13 protein-coding genes are annotated in these 15788 nt (G+C 65.1%); 12 read left to right on the top strand and 1 reads right to left on the bottom strand.

The genetic code is table 11. The features are described 5' to 3' along the window. Positions 1–123 precede the first annotated feature (123 nt). Positions 124–1188 carry a tRNA epoxyqueuosine(34) reductase QueG gene (gene queG, locus ACO6VM_RS24165; protein ID WP_125465761.1) on the bottom strand — a complete coding sequence of 355 codons (1065 nt, stop codon included), beginning with the start codon at positions 1186–1188 and terminating at the stop codon, positions 124–126. Between the two features lie 65 nt (positions 1189–1253). On the opposite strand from queG, the gene ACO6VM_RS24170 reads away from it, so the two are divergent. The 12 genes from ACO6VM_RS24170 to ACO6VM_RS24225 all read left to right on the top strand — a co-directional run bounded on the left by ACO6VM_RS24170 (position 1254) and on the right by ACO6VM_RS24225 (position 15733). After that, the gene (locus ACO6VM_RS24170; protein WP_401055430.1) at positions 1254–2114 is read left to right on the top strand and encodes an NAD(P)H-hydrate dehydratase; all 861 of its coding nucleotides are present in this window, start codon (positions 1254–1256) and stop codon (positions 2112–2114) included. Then, complete coding sequence (gene tsaE, locus ACO6VM_RS24175; RefSeq protein ID WP_371923667.1) at positions 2111–2575, top strand: tRNA (adenosine(37)-N6)-threonylcarbamoyltransferase complex ATPase subunit type 1 TsaE; 465 nt, start codon at positions 2111–2113, stop codon at positions 2573–2575. Before ACO6VM_RS24170 ends, tsaE begins: the two co-directional genes overlap by 4 nt. A 12-nt stretch (positions 2576–2587) precedes the next feature. Beyond that, a complete protein-coding gene (locus tag ACO6VM_RS24180) occupies positions 2588–4021 on the top strand; it encodes an N-acetylmuramoyl-L-alanine amidase (RefSeq protein WP_153786169.1) in 1434 nt (477 codons plus the stop codon). Further along, entirely contained in the window at positions 4018–5919 is a 1902-nt protein-coding gene (mutL, locus tag ACO6VM_RS24185) for a DNA mismatch repair endonuclease MutL (protein WP_401055428.1), read from the top strand. Before ACO6VM_RS24180 ends, mutL begins: the two co-directional genes overlap by 4 nt. Position 5920: 1 nt before the next feature. Beyond that, the gene (gene miaA / locus ACO6VM_RS24190) at positions 5921–6892 is read left to right on the top strand and encodes a tRNA (adenosine(37)-N6)-dimethylallyltransferase MiaA (protein ID WP_401055426.1); all 972 of its coding nucleotides are present in this window, start codon (positions 5921–5923) and stop codon (positions 6890–6892) included. A gap of 93 nt (positions 6893–6985) precedes the next feature. Beyond that, positions 6986–7246: an RNA chaperone Hfq gene (gene hfq, locus ACO6VM_RS24195; protein ID WP_110996133.1), complete on the top strand. Its 261-nt coding sequence runs from the start codon at positions 6986–6988 to the stop codon at positions 7244–7246. An 18-nt stretch (positions 7247–7264) separates the two neighbouring features. Further along, positions 7265–8566: a ribosome rescue GTPase HflX gene (gene hflX, locus ACO6VM_RS24200; RefSeq protein WP_422403906.1), complete on the top strand. Its 1302-nt coding sequence runs from the start codon at positions 7265–7267 to the stop codon at positions 8564–8566. A 96-nt stretch (positions 8567–8662) separates the two neighbouring features. Then, positions 8663–9853, top strand: coding sequence for an FtsH protease activity modulator HflK (gene hflK, locus ACO6VM_RS24205; protein WP_401055422.1), 1191 nt, complete (start codon positions 8663–8665; stop codon positions 9851–9853). Next, positions 9853–10722: a protease modulator HflC gene (gene hflC / locus ACO6VM_RS24210; RefSeq protein WP_401055420.1), complete on the top strand. Its 870-nt coding sequence runs from the start codon at positions 9853–9855 to the stop codon at positions 10720–10722. Before hflK ends, hflC begins: the two co-directional genes overlap by 1 nt. 281 nt (positions 10723–11003) lie before the next feature. Continuing rightward, positions 11004–12191 (top strand): ATP phosphoribosyltransferase regulatory subunit, encoded by a 1188-nt coding sequence (locus ACO6VM_RS24215; protein WP_347151168.1) that lies wholly within the window; start codon positions 11004–11006, stop codon positions 12189–12191. Between the two features lie 56 nt (positions 12192–12247). Then, on the top strand, positions 12248–13540 hold the full coding sequence (locus ACO6VM_RS24220) for an adenylosuccinate synthase (protein ID WP_016489441.1): 1293 nt from the start codon (positions 12248–12250) through the stop codon (positions 13538–13540). Between the two features lie 258 nt (positions 13541–13798). Beyond that, positions 13799–15733, top strand: a complete 1935-nt coding sequence (locus ACO6VM_RS24225; RefSeq protein WP_401055417.1) for a methyl-accepting chemotaxis protein — start codon at positions 13799–13801, stop codon at positions 15731–15733. Positions 15734–15788: the final 55 nt, after the last annotated feature.

Raw genomic sequence — 15788 nt, forward strand, 5'->3', positions numbered from 1 at the left:
TGGGAGCGGGCTTGCCCCGCGATTGGATGCACCGGCTTCGCCGAGATCGCGGGGCAAGCCCGCTCCCACGTACCGCCGCTTTCACGTTGTGCGATTGCGCACGCCGAAAGGCTGAATGATCGCCTACAGGACGCCGTGCCGCCCCAGCGCCCACTCCACATGCTCGCGCACTAACGCCGACGGGTCGTTGCGCCGTGCTTTCAGCGCTTCTACAACCGGGATCGTGGTAGGCGCGTTGCCCAGCCCCACCGCCAGGTTGCGGGAAAACCGCTCATACCCCGCACGCCGCAACGGCGAGCCTTCGGTGCTGCCGAGAAAGCGCTTTTCATCCCACAGGAACAGCTCGGCCAACTCGACGTTGTCCAAGCCGCGCCGTGGCATGAAGTCATCCTCGGTGGTGGTCTTGGCGAAGCGGTTCCATGGGCAGACCAGTTGGCAGTCGTCGCAGCCGAACACCCGGTTGCCGATCAGCGGGCGCAGTTCCACGGGAATGGCGTGGCGCAGCTCGATGGTCAGGTAGGAAATGCACCGCCGTGCATCGAGCTGGTAAGGGCCGACGAAGGCCTGGGTCGGGCAGATGTCCAGGCAGGCCTGGCAGCGGCCACAGTGGTCGCTGCCCTGCACGCCGTCGATCGGCAGCGGCAGGTCGACGAACAGTTCGGCGAGGAAGAAGTAGCTGCCGGCCTTGCGGTTGAGCAGCAAGGTGTTCTTGCCGATCCAGCCCAGGCCAGCTTCCTGCGCCAGGGCTTTCTCCAGCACCGGGGCGCTGTCGACGAAGGCGCGGTAGCCGAACGGGCCGATGGCTTCCTGGATGCGGTCGGCGAAGTGCTGCACGCGCTTGCGCACCAGCTTGTGGTAGTCGCGGCCCAGGGCGTAGCGCGCGATATAGGCTTTTTCCGGCTGGGCCAGGCGTTGCGCCATCTGCGTGTCGCCCGGCAGGTAGTCCATGCGCAGCGAGATCACCCGCAGGGTACCGGGGATCAGCTCGGCGGGGCGCGAACGCTTGGTGCCGTGCTCGCCCATGTATTCCATCTCGCCCTGGTAGCCGGCCGCGAGCCAGCGCTGCAGGTGCTGTTCGTGCTCGCCAAGGTCCACGCCGGCGATGCCGACGTGGGCAAAACCGAGTTCCTGGCCCCAATCCTTGATCGATTGGGCCAATGTGTTGATGTCTGGAAGCGTGGCAGGCATGGATGGGCAAGGCATTACGGGTGTAGGTGCGTATAATTCTGCCAGACATCGGAGCCTTTGACCCCATGCCTCAGACCAAACACCCCGGTAATACCCCGCAACCGCTCAATCGGCTGACCCTGGCCGGCTTGCCGCCGCGTGCTGCTGGCGCCCACAAGTCTGACTTCGGCCATGTGCTGGTGGTCGGTGGCGATCTGGGCACCGGCGGGGCGGTGATGCTAAGTGCCCAAGCCGCGCTGCGTTGTGGCGCCGGCCTGGTCAGTGTGGCCACGCGCCCCGAACATGTCGCTGCCGGGTTGGCCCGTCTGCCCGAAACCATGTGGTTGGGCGTGAGCTCGGCCAATCAGTTGATGGGGCCGCTGGAGCGTGCCTCGGTGCTGGTGGTCGGGCCAGGGCTGGGGCAGGCGGCCTGGGGGCGCAGCCTGTTGTCGGCGGTGGCCAACGCGCACCTGCCGCAAGTCTGGGATGCCGATGCGCTCAACCTGCTGGCGCGATCGCCGCTGGCGCTGCCCAGCGGCAGCGTGCTGACCCCGCACCCGGGGGAGGCGGCGCGCCTGCTGGGGATCTCCACCGAAGCGGTGCAGGCCGACCGGCCCGGTGCCGCGCGCAAGCTGGCGCGCAAATATGCCAGCGTCTGTGTGCTCAAGGGCGCCGGTACGCTGGTGGCTGACCCTGCCGGGCGGCTGGCGCTGTGCGATCACGGTCATCCGGCCATGGCCGGCGCGGGGCTGGGCGATGTGCTCACCGGGGTGCTGGCGGCGTTGCTGGCCCAAGGGCTGGACGCCTGGCAGGCAGCCTGCCTGGGGGTGTGGCTGCATGCCCGTGCCGGCGAGCGGCTGGGGGTTGAGGGAAGAGGCCTGGCGGCCAGCGATCTGGTTGCGGTCATTAGAGAATTGTTGGAGGAACATTCAGCGTGTCTGGCATAACCCTGTTTTTGGCCGATGAAGAGGCCACCGTCGACTTCGGCGCGAAGCTGGCTGAAGTGACCGGCGGTCATGGCGTGATCTTTCTCGAGGGCGACCTGGGCGCCGGCAAGACCACCCTGTCCCGCGGCCTGATCCGTGGCCTGGGCCACACCGGCCCGGTCAAAAGCCCGACCTTCACCGTGGTCGAACCCTACGAGATCGGCGACATTCGCGCGTTTCACTTCGACCTGTATCGTCTGGTCGATCCGGAAGAGCTTGAATTCATGGGGATTCGCGATTACTTCGAGGGCGACGCCCTGTGCCTGTTCGAATGGCCCGATAAAGGTGCGGGCGTTTTGCCAAAGCCCGACCTGACCATTACCATAAGCCCGCAAGCGGGCGGGCGCTCGCTGAACCTGTCGCCGCAGGGGGCACGCGGCGAAGCCTGGTGTGCCGATCTGGCCAAGAAAATCAAACAGTAAGTGGGGAAAGGTATGCGCATACGCGCACTGGTCGCTGTCGTTGGGCTGCTGCTGACAACGGTGACCGTTGACGCTCTGGCGGCTGTCACTCAAGTCAAGAGCGTGCGCCTGTGGCGTGCGCCGGACAACACGCGGCTGGTCTTCGACCTGTCCGGGCCTGTACAGCACAGCGTCTTCACCCTGACCGCGCCGGATCGCCTGGTCATCGATATCAACGGTGCCACCCTGGGTGGGCCGCTGAACGTGGCCACCTCGAACACGCCGATCAACAGCATGCGCTCGGCCCAGCGCACGCCCACCGACCTGCGCGTGGTGATCGACCTTAAAAAGGCCGTATCGCCCAAGAGCTTCACCCTGGCGCCGAATGCCCAGTATGGCAACCGCCTGGTGGTCGACCTGTACGATCAGGAAGCCGACGCCATCGCCGCCAGCAACCCGACACCGCCCCCAGCGGTGCAGCCGCCCGCGACCACGCCGGCGGTGCCGGTGACCCCGGTGCAACCCGCGATCAAGCTGCCACCGGCACCTGCCGGCAAGCGCGACATCGTCGTGGCCATCGACGCCGGCCACGGTGGCGAAGACCCGGGCGCCTCGGGCTCGCGTGGGCAGCACGAGAAAGACATCGTGCTCGACATCGCCAAGGAACTGCAGCGTCAGATCAACAGCGAGAAGGGTTATCGCGCCGAGCTGACCCGTACCGGCGACTACTTCATCCCGTTGCGCAAGCGCACCGAGATCGCCCGCAAGAAGGGCGCTGACCTGTTCGTCTCGATTCACGCCGACGCCGCGCCGTCCAAGGCTGCCTTTGGTGCCTCGGTATTCGCCCTGTCCGACCGCGGTGCCACCTCCGAGACCGCGCGCTGGCTGGCCGACACGGAAAACCGTTCCGACCTGATCGGCGGCGCCGGCAACGTCAGCCTCGACGACAAGGACCGCATGCTCGCCGGGGTACTGCTCGACCTGTCGATGACCGCCACCCTCAGCTCCAGCCTCAACGTTGGGCAAAAGGTGCTGGGCAACATGGGCCGGGTGACCCCGCTGCACAAGCAGCGCGTCGAGCAGGCCGGGTTCATGGTGCTGAAGTCGCCGGACATTCCATCGATCCTCGTTGAAACCGGGTTCATCTCCAATGCCAACGAGGCGGCCAAGCTGGCCACGCGCAGCCACCAGCAGGCGCTGGCCCGTTCGATCCATACCGGCGTGCGCCAGTTCTTCCAGCAGAACCCGCCACCGGGCACCTACATCGCCTGGCTGCGTGACAGCGGCAAGATTGCCCAGGGCCCGCGCGATCACACCGTGCGCCCCGGCGAAACCCTGGCAATGATCGCCGTGCGCTACCAGGTCAGCGTTGCCAGCCTGCGCAGCAGCAACAGCCTGAAGACCGATGAGCTGAAAGTCGGCCAGCACCTCGACATTCCGGGCACCACCCTGGCGTCGCAACAATGAATGGCGGCTCGCGCATCCAGCTGCTCAGCCCGCGGCTGGCCAACCAGATCGCCGCGGGCGAGGTGGTCGAGCGCCCGGCCTCGGTGGCCAAGGAGTTGCTGGAGAACAGCCTCGACTCCGGCGCCCGGCGGATCGAAGTCGAGGTCGAGCAGGGCGGCGTGAAGCTGCTGCGGGTACGTGACAACGGCAGCGGCATTGCCCCGGACGACCTGCCGCTGGCCCTGGCGCGCCACGCCACCAGCAAGATCCGTGAGCTGGAAGACCTCGAAGGCGTGCTCAGCCTGGGCTTTCGCGGTGAGGCCCTGGCCTCCATCAGCTCGGTGGCCCGCCTGACCCTGACATCGCGCACCGCCGACGCCGGCGAAGCCTGGCAGGTAGAGACCGAAGGCCGCGACATGCTCCCGCGCGTGCAGCCAGCCGCGCACCCGGTCGGCACCTCGGTGGAGGTGCGTGACCTGTTCTTCAATACCCCGGCCCGGCGCAAGTTCCTCAAGGCCGAGAAAACCGAATTCGATCACCTGCAGGAAGTCATCCGGCGCCTGGCGCTGGCGCGCTTCGACGTGGGCTTCCACCTGCGCCACAACGGCAAGACCATCTTCAGCCTGCACGAGGCGGCCGACGAGATGGCCCGGGCGCGGCGTGTGGGTACCATCTGTGGCCCGGGCTTCCTCGAGCAGGCTTTACCGATCGATGTCGAGCGCAACGGCCTGCGATTGTGGGGCTGGGTTGGCCTGCCGACGTTTTCGCGCAGCCAGGCAGACCTGCAGTACTTCTTCGTCAATGGCCGCGCGGTGCGCGACAAGCTGGTCGCCCACGCGGTGCGCCAGGCTTACCGCGACGTGCTGTTCAATGGCCGGCACCCGACCTTCGTGCTGTTCCTCGAACTCGACCCGACCGGTGTCGACGTCAACGTGCACCCGACCAAGCACGAAGTGCGCTTCCGCGAAGGGCGGATGGTCCACGATTTCCTCTATGGCACCCTGCACCGGGCCCTGGCCGATGTGCGGCCTGAGGACCAGCTGGCGGCCCCCGCGGCAACCGCCGAACTGATTCGCCCGAGCGGCCAGCAGGCCGGCGAATTCGGCCCCCAGGGCGAAATGCGCCTGGCGTCGCCGGTACTGGAGCAGCCCCAGGGCGAGGCGCGTCAGTCGTTCTCCTCGGGCGGCGCCGGCGCGGGCTATCAGTACCAATACACCCCGCGCCCGTCCCAGCCGGTCGCTGCCGGTGAGGCCCAGGCGGTCTACCGCGAGTTCTATGCGCCGCTGGACAACGCCACAGCGGCGCCGGGAGCGTTGCCGGACAGCCAGGGTGATATCCCGCCACTGGGCTATGCCCTGGCTCAGCTCAAAGGCATCTACATTCTGGCCGAGAACGCCATCGGCCTGGTGCTGGTGGACATGCATGCCGCCCACGAGCGGATCATGTACGAGCGCCTCAAGGTGGCCATGGCCAGTGAAGGCCTGAGCGGCCAGCCGCTGCTGGTGCCGGAGTCGCTGGCGCTGAGCCAGCGCGAGGCCGACTGCGCCGAAGAACACGCCCAGTGGTTCCAGCGCCTGGGCTTCGAGCTGCAGCGCCTGGGCCCGGAAACCCTGGCGATCCGGCAGATCCCGGCGCTGCTCAAGCAGGCCGAGGCCAACCGCCTGGTGCAGGACGTACTCGCCGACCTGATGGAGTACGGCAGCAGCGACCGCATCCAGGCGCACCTGAACGAATTGCTCGGGACCATGGCCTGCCACGGTGCGGTGCGCGCCAACCGGCGCCTGGCGATCCCGGAAATGAACGCCCTGCTGCGCGACATGGAGAACACCGAGCGCAGCGGCCAGTGCAACCATGGCCGGCCGACCTGGACCCAGATGGGCCTGGACGACCTGGACAAGCTGTTCCTGCGGGGGCGATGAGATGAGCATGAAACCCCCGGCGATATTCCTCATGGGCCCGACGGCGGCCGGCAAGACCGACCTGGCCATCGAGCTGACCAAGGTGCTGCCGTGCGAGCTGATCAGTGTCGATTCGGCGCTGGTCTATCGCGGCATGGATATCGGTACTGCCAAACCGTCGAAAGAGGTGCTGGCCGCCCATCCGCATCGTCTGATCGATATCCTCGACCCGGCCGAGAGCTATTCGGCAAAGCAGTTCTGCACCGATGCGCTCGAGGCCATGGCCGAGATCACCGCGCGCGGCAAGATCCCGCTGCTGGTCGGCGGCACCATGCTTTATTACAAGGCTTTGGTCGACGGCTTGGCCGACATGCCGCCGGCCGATGCAAATGTTCGCGCCGAGCTCGAGGCCCAGGCCGGCGAGCTGGGCCTGGCCGAGTTGCATCGCCAGCTGGCCGAGGTGGACCCCGAGTCGGCGGCGCGTATCCATCCGAATGACCCGCAGCGCCTGATTCGCGCGCTTGAGGTGTACCGGGTGAGCGGCGAAAGCATGACTGCCCACCGCCAGCGACAATTCGCCGAAAGTCGCGGCGCAGACGCAGGCGCGAGCGGGCATTTGCCCTATACTGTCGCCAGCCTGGCCATAGCGCCTACAGATCGTCACATTTTGCATGAGCGAATTGCGTTACGATTTTCGCAGATGCTGGAACAGGGCTTCGTCGACGAGGTCCGATCGCTGCGAGCCAGAAGTGACTTGCACGCCGGGCTGCCGTCTATACGGGCAGTGGGGTATCGGCAGGTCTGGGATTATCTGGACGGCCAGCTAACTGAGAATGAGATGCGTGAACGCGGTATCATTGCCACGCGTCAATTGGCCAAGCGCCAATTCACCTGGTTGCGCGGTTGGTCCGACGTGCACTGGCTGGATAGCCTGGCCTGCGACAATCTGTCCCGCACCTTGAAATACCTTGGGGCCGTCTCCATATTGAGCTGAGTCCCTGCTTATTGCCGTCTATTCTTGCGAAAGGCGGCAGCAATTACTGAATTTTCTTGTTTTTTACTATTGATCCTTACAGGAGTGCGGCATATGTCAAAAGGGCATTCGCTACAAGACCCTTACTTGAACACCTTGAGAAAAGAAAAGGTCCCGGTTTCGATCTATCTGGTCAACGGGATCAAGTTGCAGGGCCAGATTGAATCGTTCGACCAGTTCGTCGTGCTGCTGAAGAACACCGTCAGCCAGATGGTCTACAAGCACGCGATTTCGACTGTCGTACCTGCCCGTCCAGTTCGTCTGCCTAGCCCGACCGATGGCGAGCATGGCGACAGCGAGCAAGGCAACGCTTGAAAATAGTAGGAGCCTGCATTGTTCTTTGAGCGCCACGGTGGTGGTGAGCGAGCGCTGCTCGTTCACTTGGAAGGTCAGAACCCTGAGGCGCGCGAAGACCCGCAGGAGTTTCAGGAGCTGGCGCTGTCGGCCGGAGCCGAGATCGTTACACTGGCGACAGTGTCACGGCATCAGCCCACCGCCAAGTTTCTGATCGGTAGCGGCAAGGTCGAGGAATTGCGCGACCTGGTCAAAACCGAAGATGTTGACCTGGTGATTTTCAATCACACCCTCACGCCCAGCCAGGAACGTAACCTCGAACGTGTCTTCGAGTGTCGCGTGCTGGACCGTACCGGGCTGATTCTCGATATCTTCGCCCAACGGGCGCGTACTCACGAAGGCAAGCTGCAGGTCGAACTGGCCCAGCTCGAGCACATGAGCACGCGGCTGGTACGCGGCTGGACTCACCTTGAGCGGCAAAAGGGCGGTATCGGCCTGCGCGGCCCGGGTGAAACCCAGCTGGAAACCGACCGCCGTCTGTTGCGGGTGCGCCTGCGCCAGATCAAGGGCCGCCTCGAGAAGGTGCGCAGCCAGCGCGAGCAGGCCCGTCGCGGGCGCAAGCGTGCCGACATCCCGTCCGTGTCGCTGGTGGGTTACACCAACGCCGGCAAGTCGACCCTGTTCAACGCCCTCACGCAGTCCGAGGTCTATGCCGCGGACCAGCTGTTCGCCACCCTCGACCCTACGCTGCGCCGGCTTGAACTGGCCGACCTTGGGCCGATCGTGCTGGCCGACACCGTGGGTTTCATCCGCCACTTGCCGCACAAGCTGGTCGAGGCATTTCGGGCTACGCTCGAAGAGTCGAGCAACTCCGACCTGCTGCTGCACGTGATCGACGCCCATGAGCCCGAGCGCATGGAGCAGATCGAGCAGGTATTGGCGGTGCTGAGCGAGATTGGCGCTGAAGGCTTGCCGATCCTCGAGGTGTATAACAAACTCGACCTGCTCGAAGATGTCGAGCCGCAGATCCAGCGCGATGCCGACGGCAAGCCGCAGCGGGTCTGGGTATCGGCACGTGACGGACGAGGCCTGGAGCTGGTTGGCCAGGCAGTTGCCGAATTGCTGGGGGATGATCTTTATGTCGGAACCCTGTGCCTGGAGCAGCGATTTGCCCGCTTGCGCGCGCAATTCTTCGCGTTGGGTGCCGTGCAGAGTGAAGAGCATGATGAAGAAGGGCGCAGCCTGCTGAGCGTGCGACTGCCCAGGGTCGAGTTGAATCGCCTGGTCAGCCGCGAAGGCATGGAGCCGCAAGTGTTTGTCGAGCAACACACTTTGCAATAAATGCTCGTCGAGGTCGCCGGGCAGCAGTGACAGGCATTCTGTAGCATTGGACGGCGCGCCGTGGGCGCGTCTTTGCTTTATCAGATGGAGAGCGCTATGGCTTGGAACGAGCCGGGTGGCAACTCGAACAATCAGGATCCCTGGGGCGGTCGTCGCGGTGGCGGTGGCGGCGGTGGCGACAAGAAAGGTCCACCGGATCTGGACGAGGCCTTCCGCAAGCTGCAGGACAGCCTGAACGGCATGTTCGGCAGTGGCAAGAAGCGCGGTGGCAACAGCGACCGCAATATCGGCAAAGGTGGCGGCCTGGGCCTGCTGGGCGTAGGCCTGGCGGTGCTGGCGGCAATCTGGCTGTACAACGCCGTGTACGTGGTGGACGAGCAGGAGCAGGCAGTCGTGCTGCGCTTCGGCAAGTACTACGAGACCGTCGGCCCCGGCTTGAATATCTATTTCCCGCCGATCGACCGCAAGTACATGGAAAACGTGACCCGTGAGCGGGCCTACACCAAGCAGGGCCAGATGCTCACCGAAGACGAGAACATCGTCGAAGTGCCGCTGACCGTGCAGTACCGCATCAGCAACCTGCAGGACTTCGTGCTCAACGTCGACCAGCCGGAAGTCAGCCTGCAGCATGCGACCGACAGCGCCCTGCGCCACGTGGTGGGTTCCACCTCGATGGACCAGGTACTGACCGAAGGCCGTGAGCAGATGGCCGTGGACATCCGCGAGCGCCTGCAGCGTTTCCTCGACACCTACCGGACCGGTATCACCGTGACCCAGGTCAACGTGCAGAGCGCGGCAGCCCCGCGTGAAGTGCAAGAGGCCTTCGACGACGTGATCCGTGCCCGTGAAGACGAGCAGCGTGCCCGCAACCAGGCCGAATCCTACGCCAACGGCGTGGTGCCGGAAGCCCGTGGTCAGGCGCAGCGCATCATCGAGGACGCCAACGGCTACCGCGATGAAGTCATCGCCCGCGCCAAGGGTGAGGCCGATCGCTTCACCAAGCTGGTGACCGAGTACCGCAAGGCGCCGGAAATTACCCGCCAGCGCCTGTACCTCGAGACCATGCAGGAGGTTTACAGCAACTCCAGCAAAGTCCTGGTGGCAACCAAGGATGGGCAGAACAACATGCTCTACCTGCCGCTGGACAAGATGGTCGAAGGCAGCCGCAACAGCGCTGCAGCTCCAGCCGCCGGTGCATCGACGTCGTCGGCTAACGACGCCGCCGCGCGCGCCGCGCAGGACCTGCAACAGCAACAACAGCCGCCGCGTTCTAGGGAGAGCCGCTGATGAGCAATAAATCGCTGATCGCCCTGATCGGAGCTGTGGTGCTGGCCGTTGTCGCCTGGAACTGCTTCTACATCGTTTCGCAAACCGAGCGCGCGGTATTGCTGCAGTTCGGTCGCGTGGTCAAGGCCGATGTCCAGCCTGGCCTGCATGTGAAGGTGCCGTACGTGAACCAGGTGCGCAAGTTCGACGCCCGCCTGATGACCCTCGACGCCCCGACCCAGCGTTTCCTGACGCTGGAGAAGAAAGCAGTGATGGTCGACGCCTACGCCAAGTGGCGCGTCAAGGACGCCGAGCGCTACTACACCGCTACCTCGGGTATGAAGCAGATCGCCGACGAGCGCCTGTCGCGTCGTCTGGAAAGCGGCCTGCGTGACCAGTTCGGTAAGCGCACCCTGCACGAAGTGGTGTCGGGTGAGCGTGACGCACTGATGGCTGACATCACCGCCTCGCTGAACCGCATGGCCAGCAAGGAGTTGGGCATCGAAGTGGTCGACGTTCGCGTCAAGGCCATCGACCTGCCCAAGGAAGTCAACCGCAGCGTGTTCGACCGCATGAGCACCGAGCGTGAGCGTGAAGCCCGCGAGCACCGCGCCAAGGGTAACGAGCTGGCCGAAGGCATCCGTGCCGACGCCGATCGTCAGCGCCGCGTGCTGCTGGCCGAAGCGTATCGTGAAGCGGAAGAGACCCGTGGTGATGGCGACGCCCAGTCGGCTGCCATCTATGCCAAGGCCTACACCCAGGACGCCGATTTCTACGCGTTCTACCGTAGCCTGCAGGCCTACCGCGAGAGCTTCTCCAGCAAGAGCGACGTGCTGATCCTGGACCCGAAGAACGAGTTCTTCCGTTTCCTGGACAAGAGCAAGCCCTGAGGTTGCTCTCATGAGGGGCGCCCCCCGCCCGGCAGCTAAAATGCCTGGCGGGGTGCATCCTGAATGAAAAGGGGTGTATGATGCGGCAGCCGGGAAATTCCCGGCTTTTTTGCGTCTGTAAGGTTGATTGGCCGATGAAACGGCCCCGGCGCAAGGTATTCAAGGGTGTTGGTAACGGTGGCTGCGCTGGGTTCGGTCCTGCCCGCTGCTGTCCGCCAGGGCCCGTTTCACTCAAGGCTAGCCCGCAGGGTGGCCGCCCGGACCAAAGGGGAAATGGCGTAATGGCAACGGTAGACCGCTGGCTTTTGCCAGATGGCATCGAGGAAGTACTGCCACCTGAGGCTGCGCGCATCGAGATCGCGCGTCGGCAGGTGTTGGACCTGTTCCAGAGCTGGGGTTACGAGCTGGTGGTCACCCCCCATATCGAATACCTGGAGTCGCTGCTGACCGGTGCCGGTGCGGACCTGGACGAGCGCACCTTCAAGGTTGTCGATCCGCAGTCCGGGCGCCTGATGGGTTTCCGCGCCGACTTCACCCCGCAGGTGGCGCGTATCGATGCCCACACCCTGCGCCGCGAAGGCCCGAGCCGCCTGTGCTATGCCGGTAGCGTGCTGCACGCCCAGCCACGCGCGCTGTCCACCTCGCGCAGCCCGATCCAGTTGGGCGCCGAGCTGTACGGCGACGCCAGCCCTACCAGCGATGTCGAAATCATCAGCCTGATGCTCACCACGCTGCAGCTGACCGACGTGGCGGATGTGCACATGGACCTCGGCCATGTCGGCATCTACCGTGGCCTTGCCCGCGCCGCCAACCTGTCGGGTGACGTCGAGCAGCAGCTGTTCGACGCCCTGCAGCGCAAGGCTGTCGATGAAGTTCAGGCGCTGACCGCCAACCTGCCGCAGGACCTCGGCAACATGCTGCGCGCCCTGTGCGAGCTGTGCGGTGGTCGCGAAGTGCTGGCCGAAGCCCGCGTGCGCCTGGGCCGTGCCCCGGCCAGCGTGCTGGCAGCGCTGGACGACCTGCTGGCGATCGCTGATCGCCTGGCCTCGCGCTACCCGGACCTGCCGCTGTACTTCGACCTCGGCGAACTGCGCGGCTACCACTACCACACCGGCGTGGTGTTCGCCGTGTTCGTGCCTGGCGAGGGTCAATCGATCGCCCAGGGCGGGCGTTACGACGACATCGGCGCCGACTTCGGCCGGGCACGCCCGGCTACCGGTTTCTCCACGGATTTGAAGACCCTGGTCACACTGGGGCGAGCGGAGGTCGTACTCCCGGCTGGCGGCATCTGGATGCCCGACAGCGGTGATGCGGCCCTCTGGCAGCAAGTCTGCCAGTTGCGCAACGAGGGCCAGCGTGTGGTCCAGGCTCTGCCTGGCCAGCCGCTGAGTGCTGCCCTTGAGGCGGATTGTGATCGGCAATTGATTCAGCAAGACGGGCGCTGGCAGGTTCTGCCGCTGACCCATTGAGATTCTTCGCCGGCGATGGGCCGGCAACCAAGTTTGCGTGAATGAGGACAAGTGTTATGGGTAAGAATGTCGTCGTCCTGGGCACCCAGTGGGGTGATGAGGGCAAAGGCAAGATCGTCGATCTGCTGACCGAACATGCTGCCGCCGTCGTGCGCTACCAAGGTGGCCACAACGCGGGTCACACCCTGGTGATCAACGGTGAGAAGACCGTTCTGCACCTGATTCCGTCGGGCATCCTGCGTGAAGGCGTACAGTGCCTGATCGGCAACGGCGTGGTCGTTGCTCCGGATGCGCTGATGCGCGAAATCACCAAGCTGGAAGAGAAGGGCGTACCGGTGCGCGAGCGTCTGCGCATCAGCCCGGCTGCCCCGCTGATCCTGTCGTACCACGTGGCCCTCGATCAGGCCCGTGAAAAAGCCCGTGGCGAAGCCAAGATCGGCACCACCGGCCGTGGCATCGGCCCAGCCTACGAAGACAAGGTCGCACGCCGCGGCCTGCGTGTGGGCGACCTGTTCCACCGCGAGCGTTTCGCCGCCAAGCTCGGTGAGCTGCTGGACTACCACAACTTCCAGCTGGTGAATTACTACAAAGAGCCGGCCATCGACTTCCAGCAGACCCTGGACGAGTGCATGGCCTACGCCGAGCAGCTCAAGCCGATGATGCTCGACGTTACCGCCGAGCTGCACAACCTGCGCCGCGCCGGCAAGGACATCATGTTCGAAGGCGCCCAGGGCTCGCTGCTGGACATCGACCACGGTACCTACCCGTACGTGACCAGCTCCAACACCACCGCTGGCGGCATCTCCACCGGTTCCGGCGTTGGCCCGATGTACCTGGACTACATCCTCGGCATCACCAAGGCCTACACCACCCGTGTCGGTTCCGGTCCGTTCCCGACCGAACTGTTCGACGAAACCGGCGCTACCCTGGCCAAGCGTGGTCACGAGTTCGGTTCCACCACCGGCCGTGCCCGTCGTTGCGGCTGGTTCGATGCGGTAATCCTGCGTCGCGCCATCGACGTCAACAGCATCTCGGGCATCTGCCTGACCAAGCTGGACGTACTGGACGGCCTGGAAACCATCAACATCTGCGTGGGCTACAAGAACGAGAACGGTGCCGTCATCGACGCACCTTCCGATGCCGACAGCTACATCGGCCTGGAGCCGGTGTACGAAGAGATGCCAGGCTGGAGCGAGTCGACCCTGGGCGCTAAAACCCTGGAAGAGTTGCCACAGGCCGCGCGCGATTACATCAAGCGCATCGAGGAGCTGGTCGGCGCGCCGATCGACATCATCTCGACTGGCCCGGACCGCAACGAAACCATCGTGCTGCGTCATCCGTTTGCCTGATCAGCTACCCGCTAGCTGACTGAGCGCCGCGCCCCCGCAAGGAGGCGCGGCGTTTTTGTTTGCGCAGGCTTCGTGGGAGCGGGCTTGCCCCGCGATGCAGCCTTCGAGGGGCAAGTCGCATCGGCGCACCGTCACTCCCATGCATAATCGCTGCGTATATTTGGCGTTTATACCTCATGCCTCAGGCACAACCCTTGCTGTAAGAAGTTTCCGTAGATGCCATCAAAGTAATGGCGCCAGAAACACGAGGGTTACAACGTGTCTGCCATCCTTTCACTGTTACGAAGCCGCCTGTTGCGGCCTGTGTTTGTTGCGCTTGGTATCGCTCTTCTGGTGCAGGTGCTGGTTGCCGTTGCACTGACGCGGAGCACGGTCACGGCCCTGGAGGCCGATTTGGGCGAGCGCCTGGGGCATGACAGCCAGAAACTGGCCGCAGAACTGGAACAGGCCGGCCAGGATGTACGCGCCGGGCTCGACAGCCTCTCTGCCAGTACCCGCCAGCGCCTGAGTGCCGGCCTTTCCGAGCGGTTGCAGGGCGAGCAGCAGCAACTGCGCGCGACCCTGGAAAAGAACCTCAAGGACTCGGCCAACGACATGGCCGAACTCTTGGCGTCGGTGGCGCCGCGGGCCATCTGGGATAACGACGTGCCGGTGTTGTCGGACTTCGCCCGCCGCGCCCAGCGCAATCCCAACGTACTGTTTGTGATCTATGACGACGCCCAGGGCCAGCACCTGACCCGCTACCTCAACCGGCAGAACCCGATCAACCAGGCACTGATGGACAAGGGCCAGGGCGAGCGGGCGCTGGACAAGGTGCTGGATGCGGCGCGCAAGGACCCGTCGGTGTACTTCGTCGAAGCATCCATCAGCCCCAATGGCGCCGAGATCGGCAAGGTGCTGATGGGCGTTTCCACGGCGGGCGTCGATCAGGAGCTGAAGGCGCTCGACCAGCGTTTTGCCGCGTTGATCGGCAGTGGTGAGCAGTTGGTCGGCGACAGCCTGGTGGCCGCCGCCGCCGACAGTGGCAAGGCCCTGCGCGCCCGCCTGGAAACCGCCCAGAACAGCGCCACGGCGATGCAGGCCAATACCGCGCAGACCGTGCGTGACGCCGCAGGCGAGTTGCGCTGGCGTATCGGTCTGGGCCTGGTGCTGGTCGGGCTGGGGGTATTGCTGGTGGTCGCCGTGGTGCTTGGGCGCCGGGTGCTCAGCAAGCTGCGCCTGCTGATTGCCGCGCTCAACGACCTGGCCGCGGGTGAGGGCGACCTCACCAAGCGTGTGACCCTCGACAGCCGCGACGAAATCGGCGACATGGCTTCGGCGGTCAACCGCTTCGTCGACAAGCTGCAACCCATCGTGCGTGAGGCTGGTGAAGTGGCCCAGCGCACCGGGGTGGAGATCGGCAGCATGACCCAGCGCAATGCCGGGGCCGACGCTGCGGCGGCGCTGCAGCGCGATGAAGTGGCCGCCAGCCTGCGCGACCTGTCGAGCATGGCTGACGAGGCCCAGGCCGAAAGCCATGCCATGCAGGCCGCATTGCAGCAGGTGGTGGATATCCGCCAGGCCACCGATGAGAACAGCCGGGCGTCTACGCAGCTGGCGCGGCTGATCGAGAACCTGGCCGGCGAAGTAGAGACCGGCTCCCAGGTGATCGAGCGGCTGGCCAAGCAAAGCGAGCAGATCGAAGTGGTGCTGACGGTCATCCACGGCATTGCCGAGCAGACCAACCTGCTGGCGCTCAATGCCGCCATCGAGGCGGCGCGGGCGGGCGAGACCGGGCGTGGCTTCGCCGTGGTGGCTGACGAGGTGCGGGCGCTGGCGAGCAAGACGCAGAGTTCGACCGGCGATATCCAGTCGCACATCACCGCCTTGCAGGAGGGTGCCAAGGAGGCGGTCGCCACCATCAGCCAGGCCGGGCGCCAGGCCAGCGAAGGCTTGCTGGTGCTGCGTGACAACGAACGGCGTCAGCAGTCGGTGCAGGCTGCGGTGGAGCAGGTGCATGCGGCGATCGGCCTGGCTACCCGTGCGGCGGAACAGCAGGCCAATGGCGCGCAGGCGGTGCGTGGGCGGGTGGAGAACATCCATGCCCAGGCCGAGCGGTCAGCCGAGGTGGTGATGCAGACCACGGCCAGCAGCAAGGTGCTGGACGACCTGGCGACGCAGTTGCGGGCGAGCCTGGGGCAGTTCCGGGCCTGAAAAGCGTCGCGGGGCAAGCCCGCTCCCACGCGACCTACAAACGGCGGCGTGGGAG

This window comes from Pseudomonas sp. GZD-209 (assembly GCF_049310485.1).
Classification (GTDB): domain Bacteria; phylum Pseudomonadota; class Gammaproteobacteria; order Pseudomonadales; family Pseudomonadaceae; genus Aquipseudomonas; species Aquipseudomonas sichuanensis.

Coding starts and splice junctions, on each gene's coding strand:
- ACO6VM_RS24215 (WP_347151168.1), top strand. CDS start 11,004: ATGGCAACGGTAGACCGCTGGCTTTTGCCAGATGGCATCGAGGAAGTA.
- ACO6VM_RS24170 (WP_401055430.1), top strand. CDS start 1,254: ATGCCTCAGACCAAACACCCCGGTAATACCCCGCAACCGCTCAATCGG.
- ACO6VM_RS24220 (WP_016489441.1), top strand. CDS start 12,248: ATGGGTAAGAATGTCGTCGTCCTGGGCACCCAGTGGGGTGATGAGGGC.
- hfq (WP_110996133.1), top strand. CDS start 6,986: ATGTCAAAAGGGCATTCGCTACAAGACCCTTACTTGAACACCTTGAGA.
- ACO6VM_RS24180 (WP_153786169.1), top strand. CDS start 2,588: ATGCGCATACGCGCACTGGTCGCTGTCGTTGGGCTGCTGCTGACAACG.
- miaA (WP_401055426.1), top strand. CDS start 5,921: ATGAGCATGAAACCCCCGGCGATATTCCTCATGGGCCCGACGGCGGCC.
- queG (WP_125465761.1), bottom strand. CDS start 1,188: ATGCCTGCCACGCTTCCAGACATCAACACATTGGCCCAATCGATCAAG.
- hflK (WP_401055422.1), top strand. CDS start 8,663: ATGGCTTGGAACGAGCCGGGTGGCAACTCGAACAATCAGGATCCCTGG.
- mutL (WP_401055428.1), top strand. CDS start 4,018: ATGAATGGCGGCTCGCGCATCCAGCTGCTCAGCCCGCGGCTGGCCAAC.
- hflC (WP_401055420.1), top strand. CDS start 9,853: ATGAGCAATAAATCGCTGATCGCCCTGATCGGAGCTGTGGTGCTGGCC.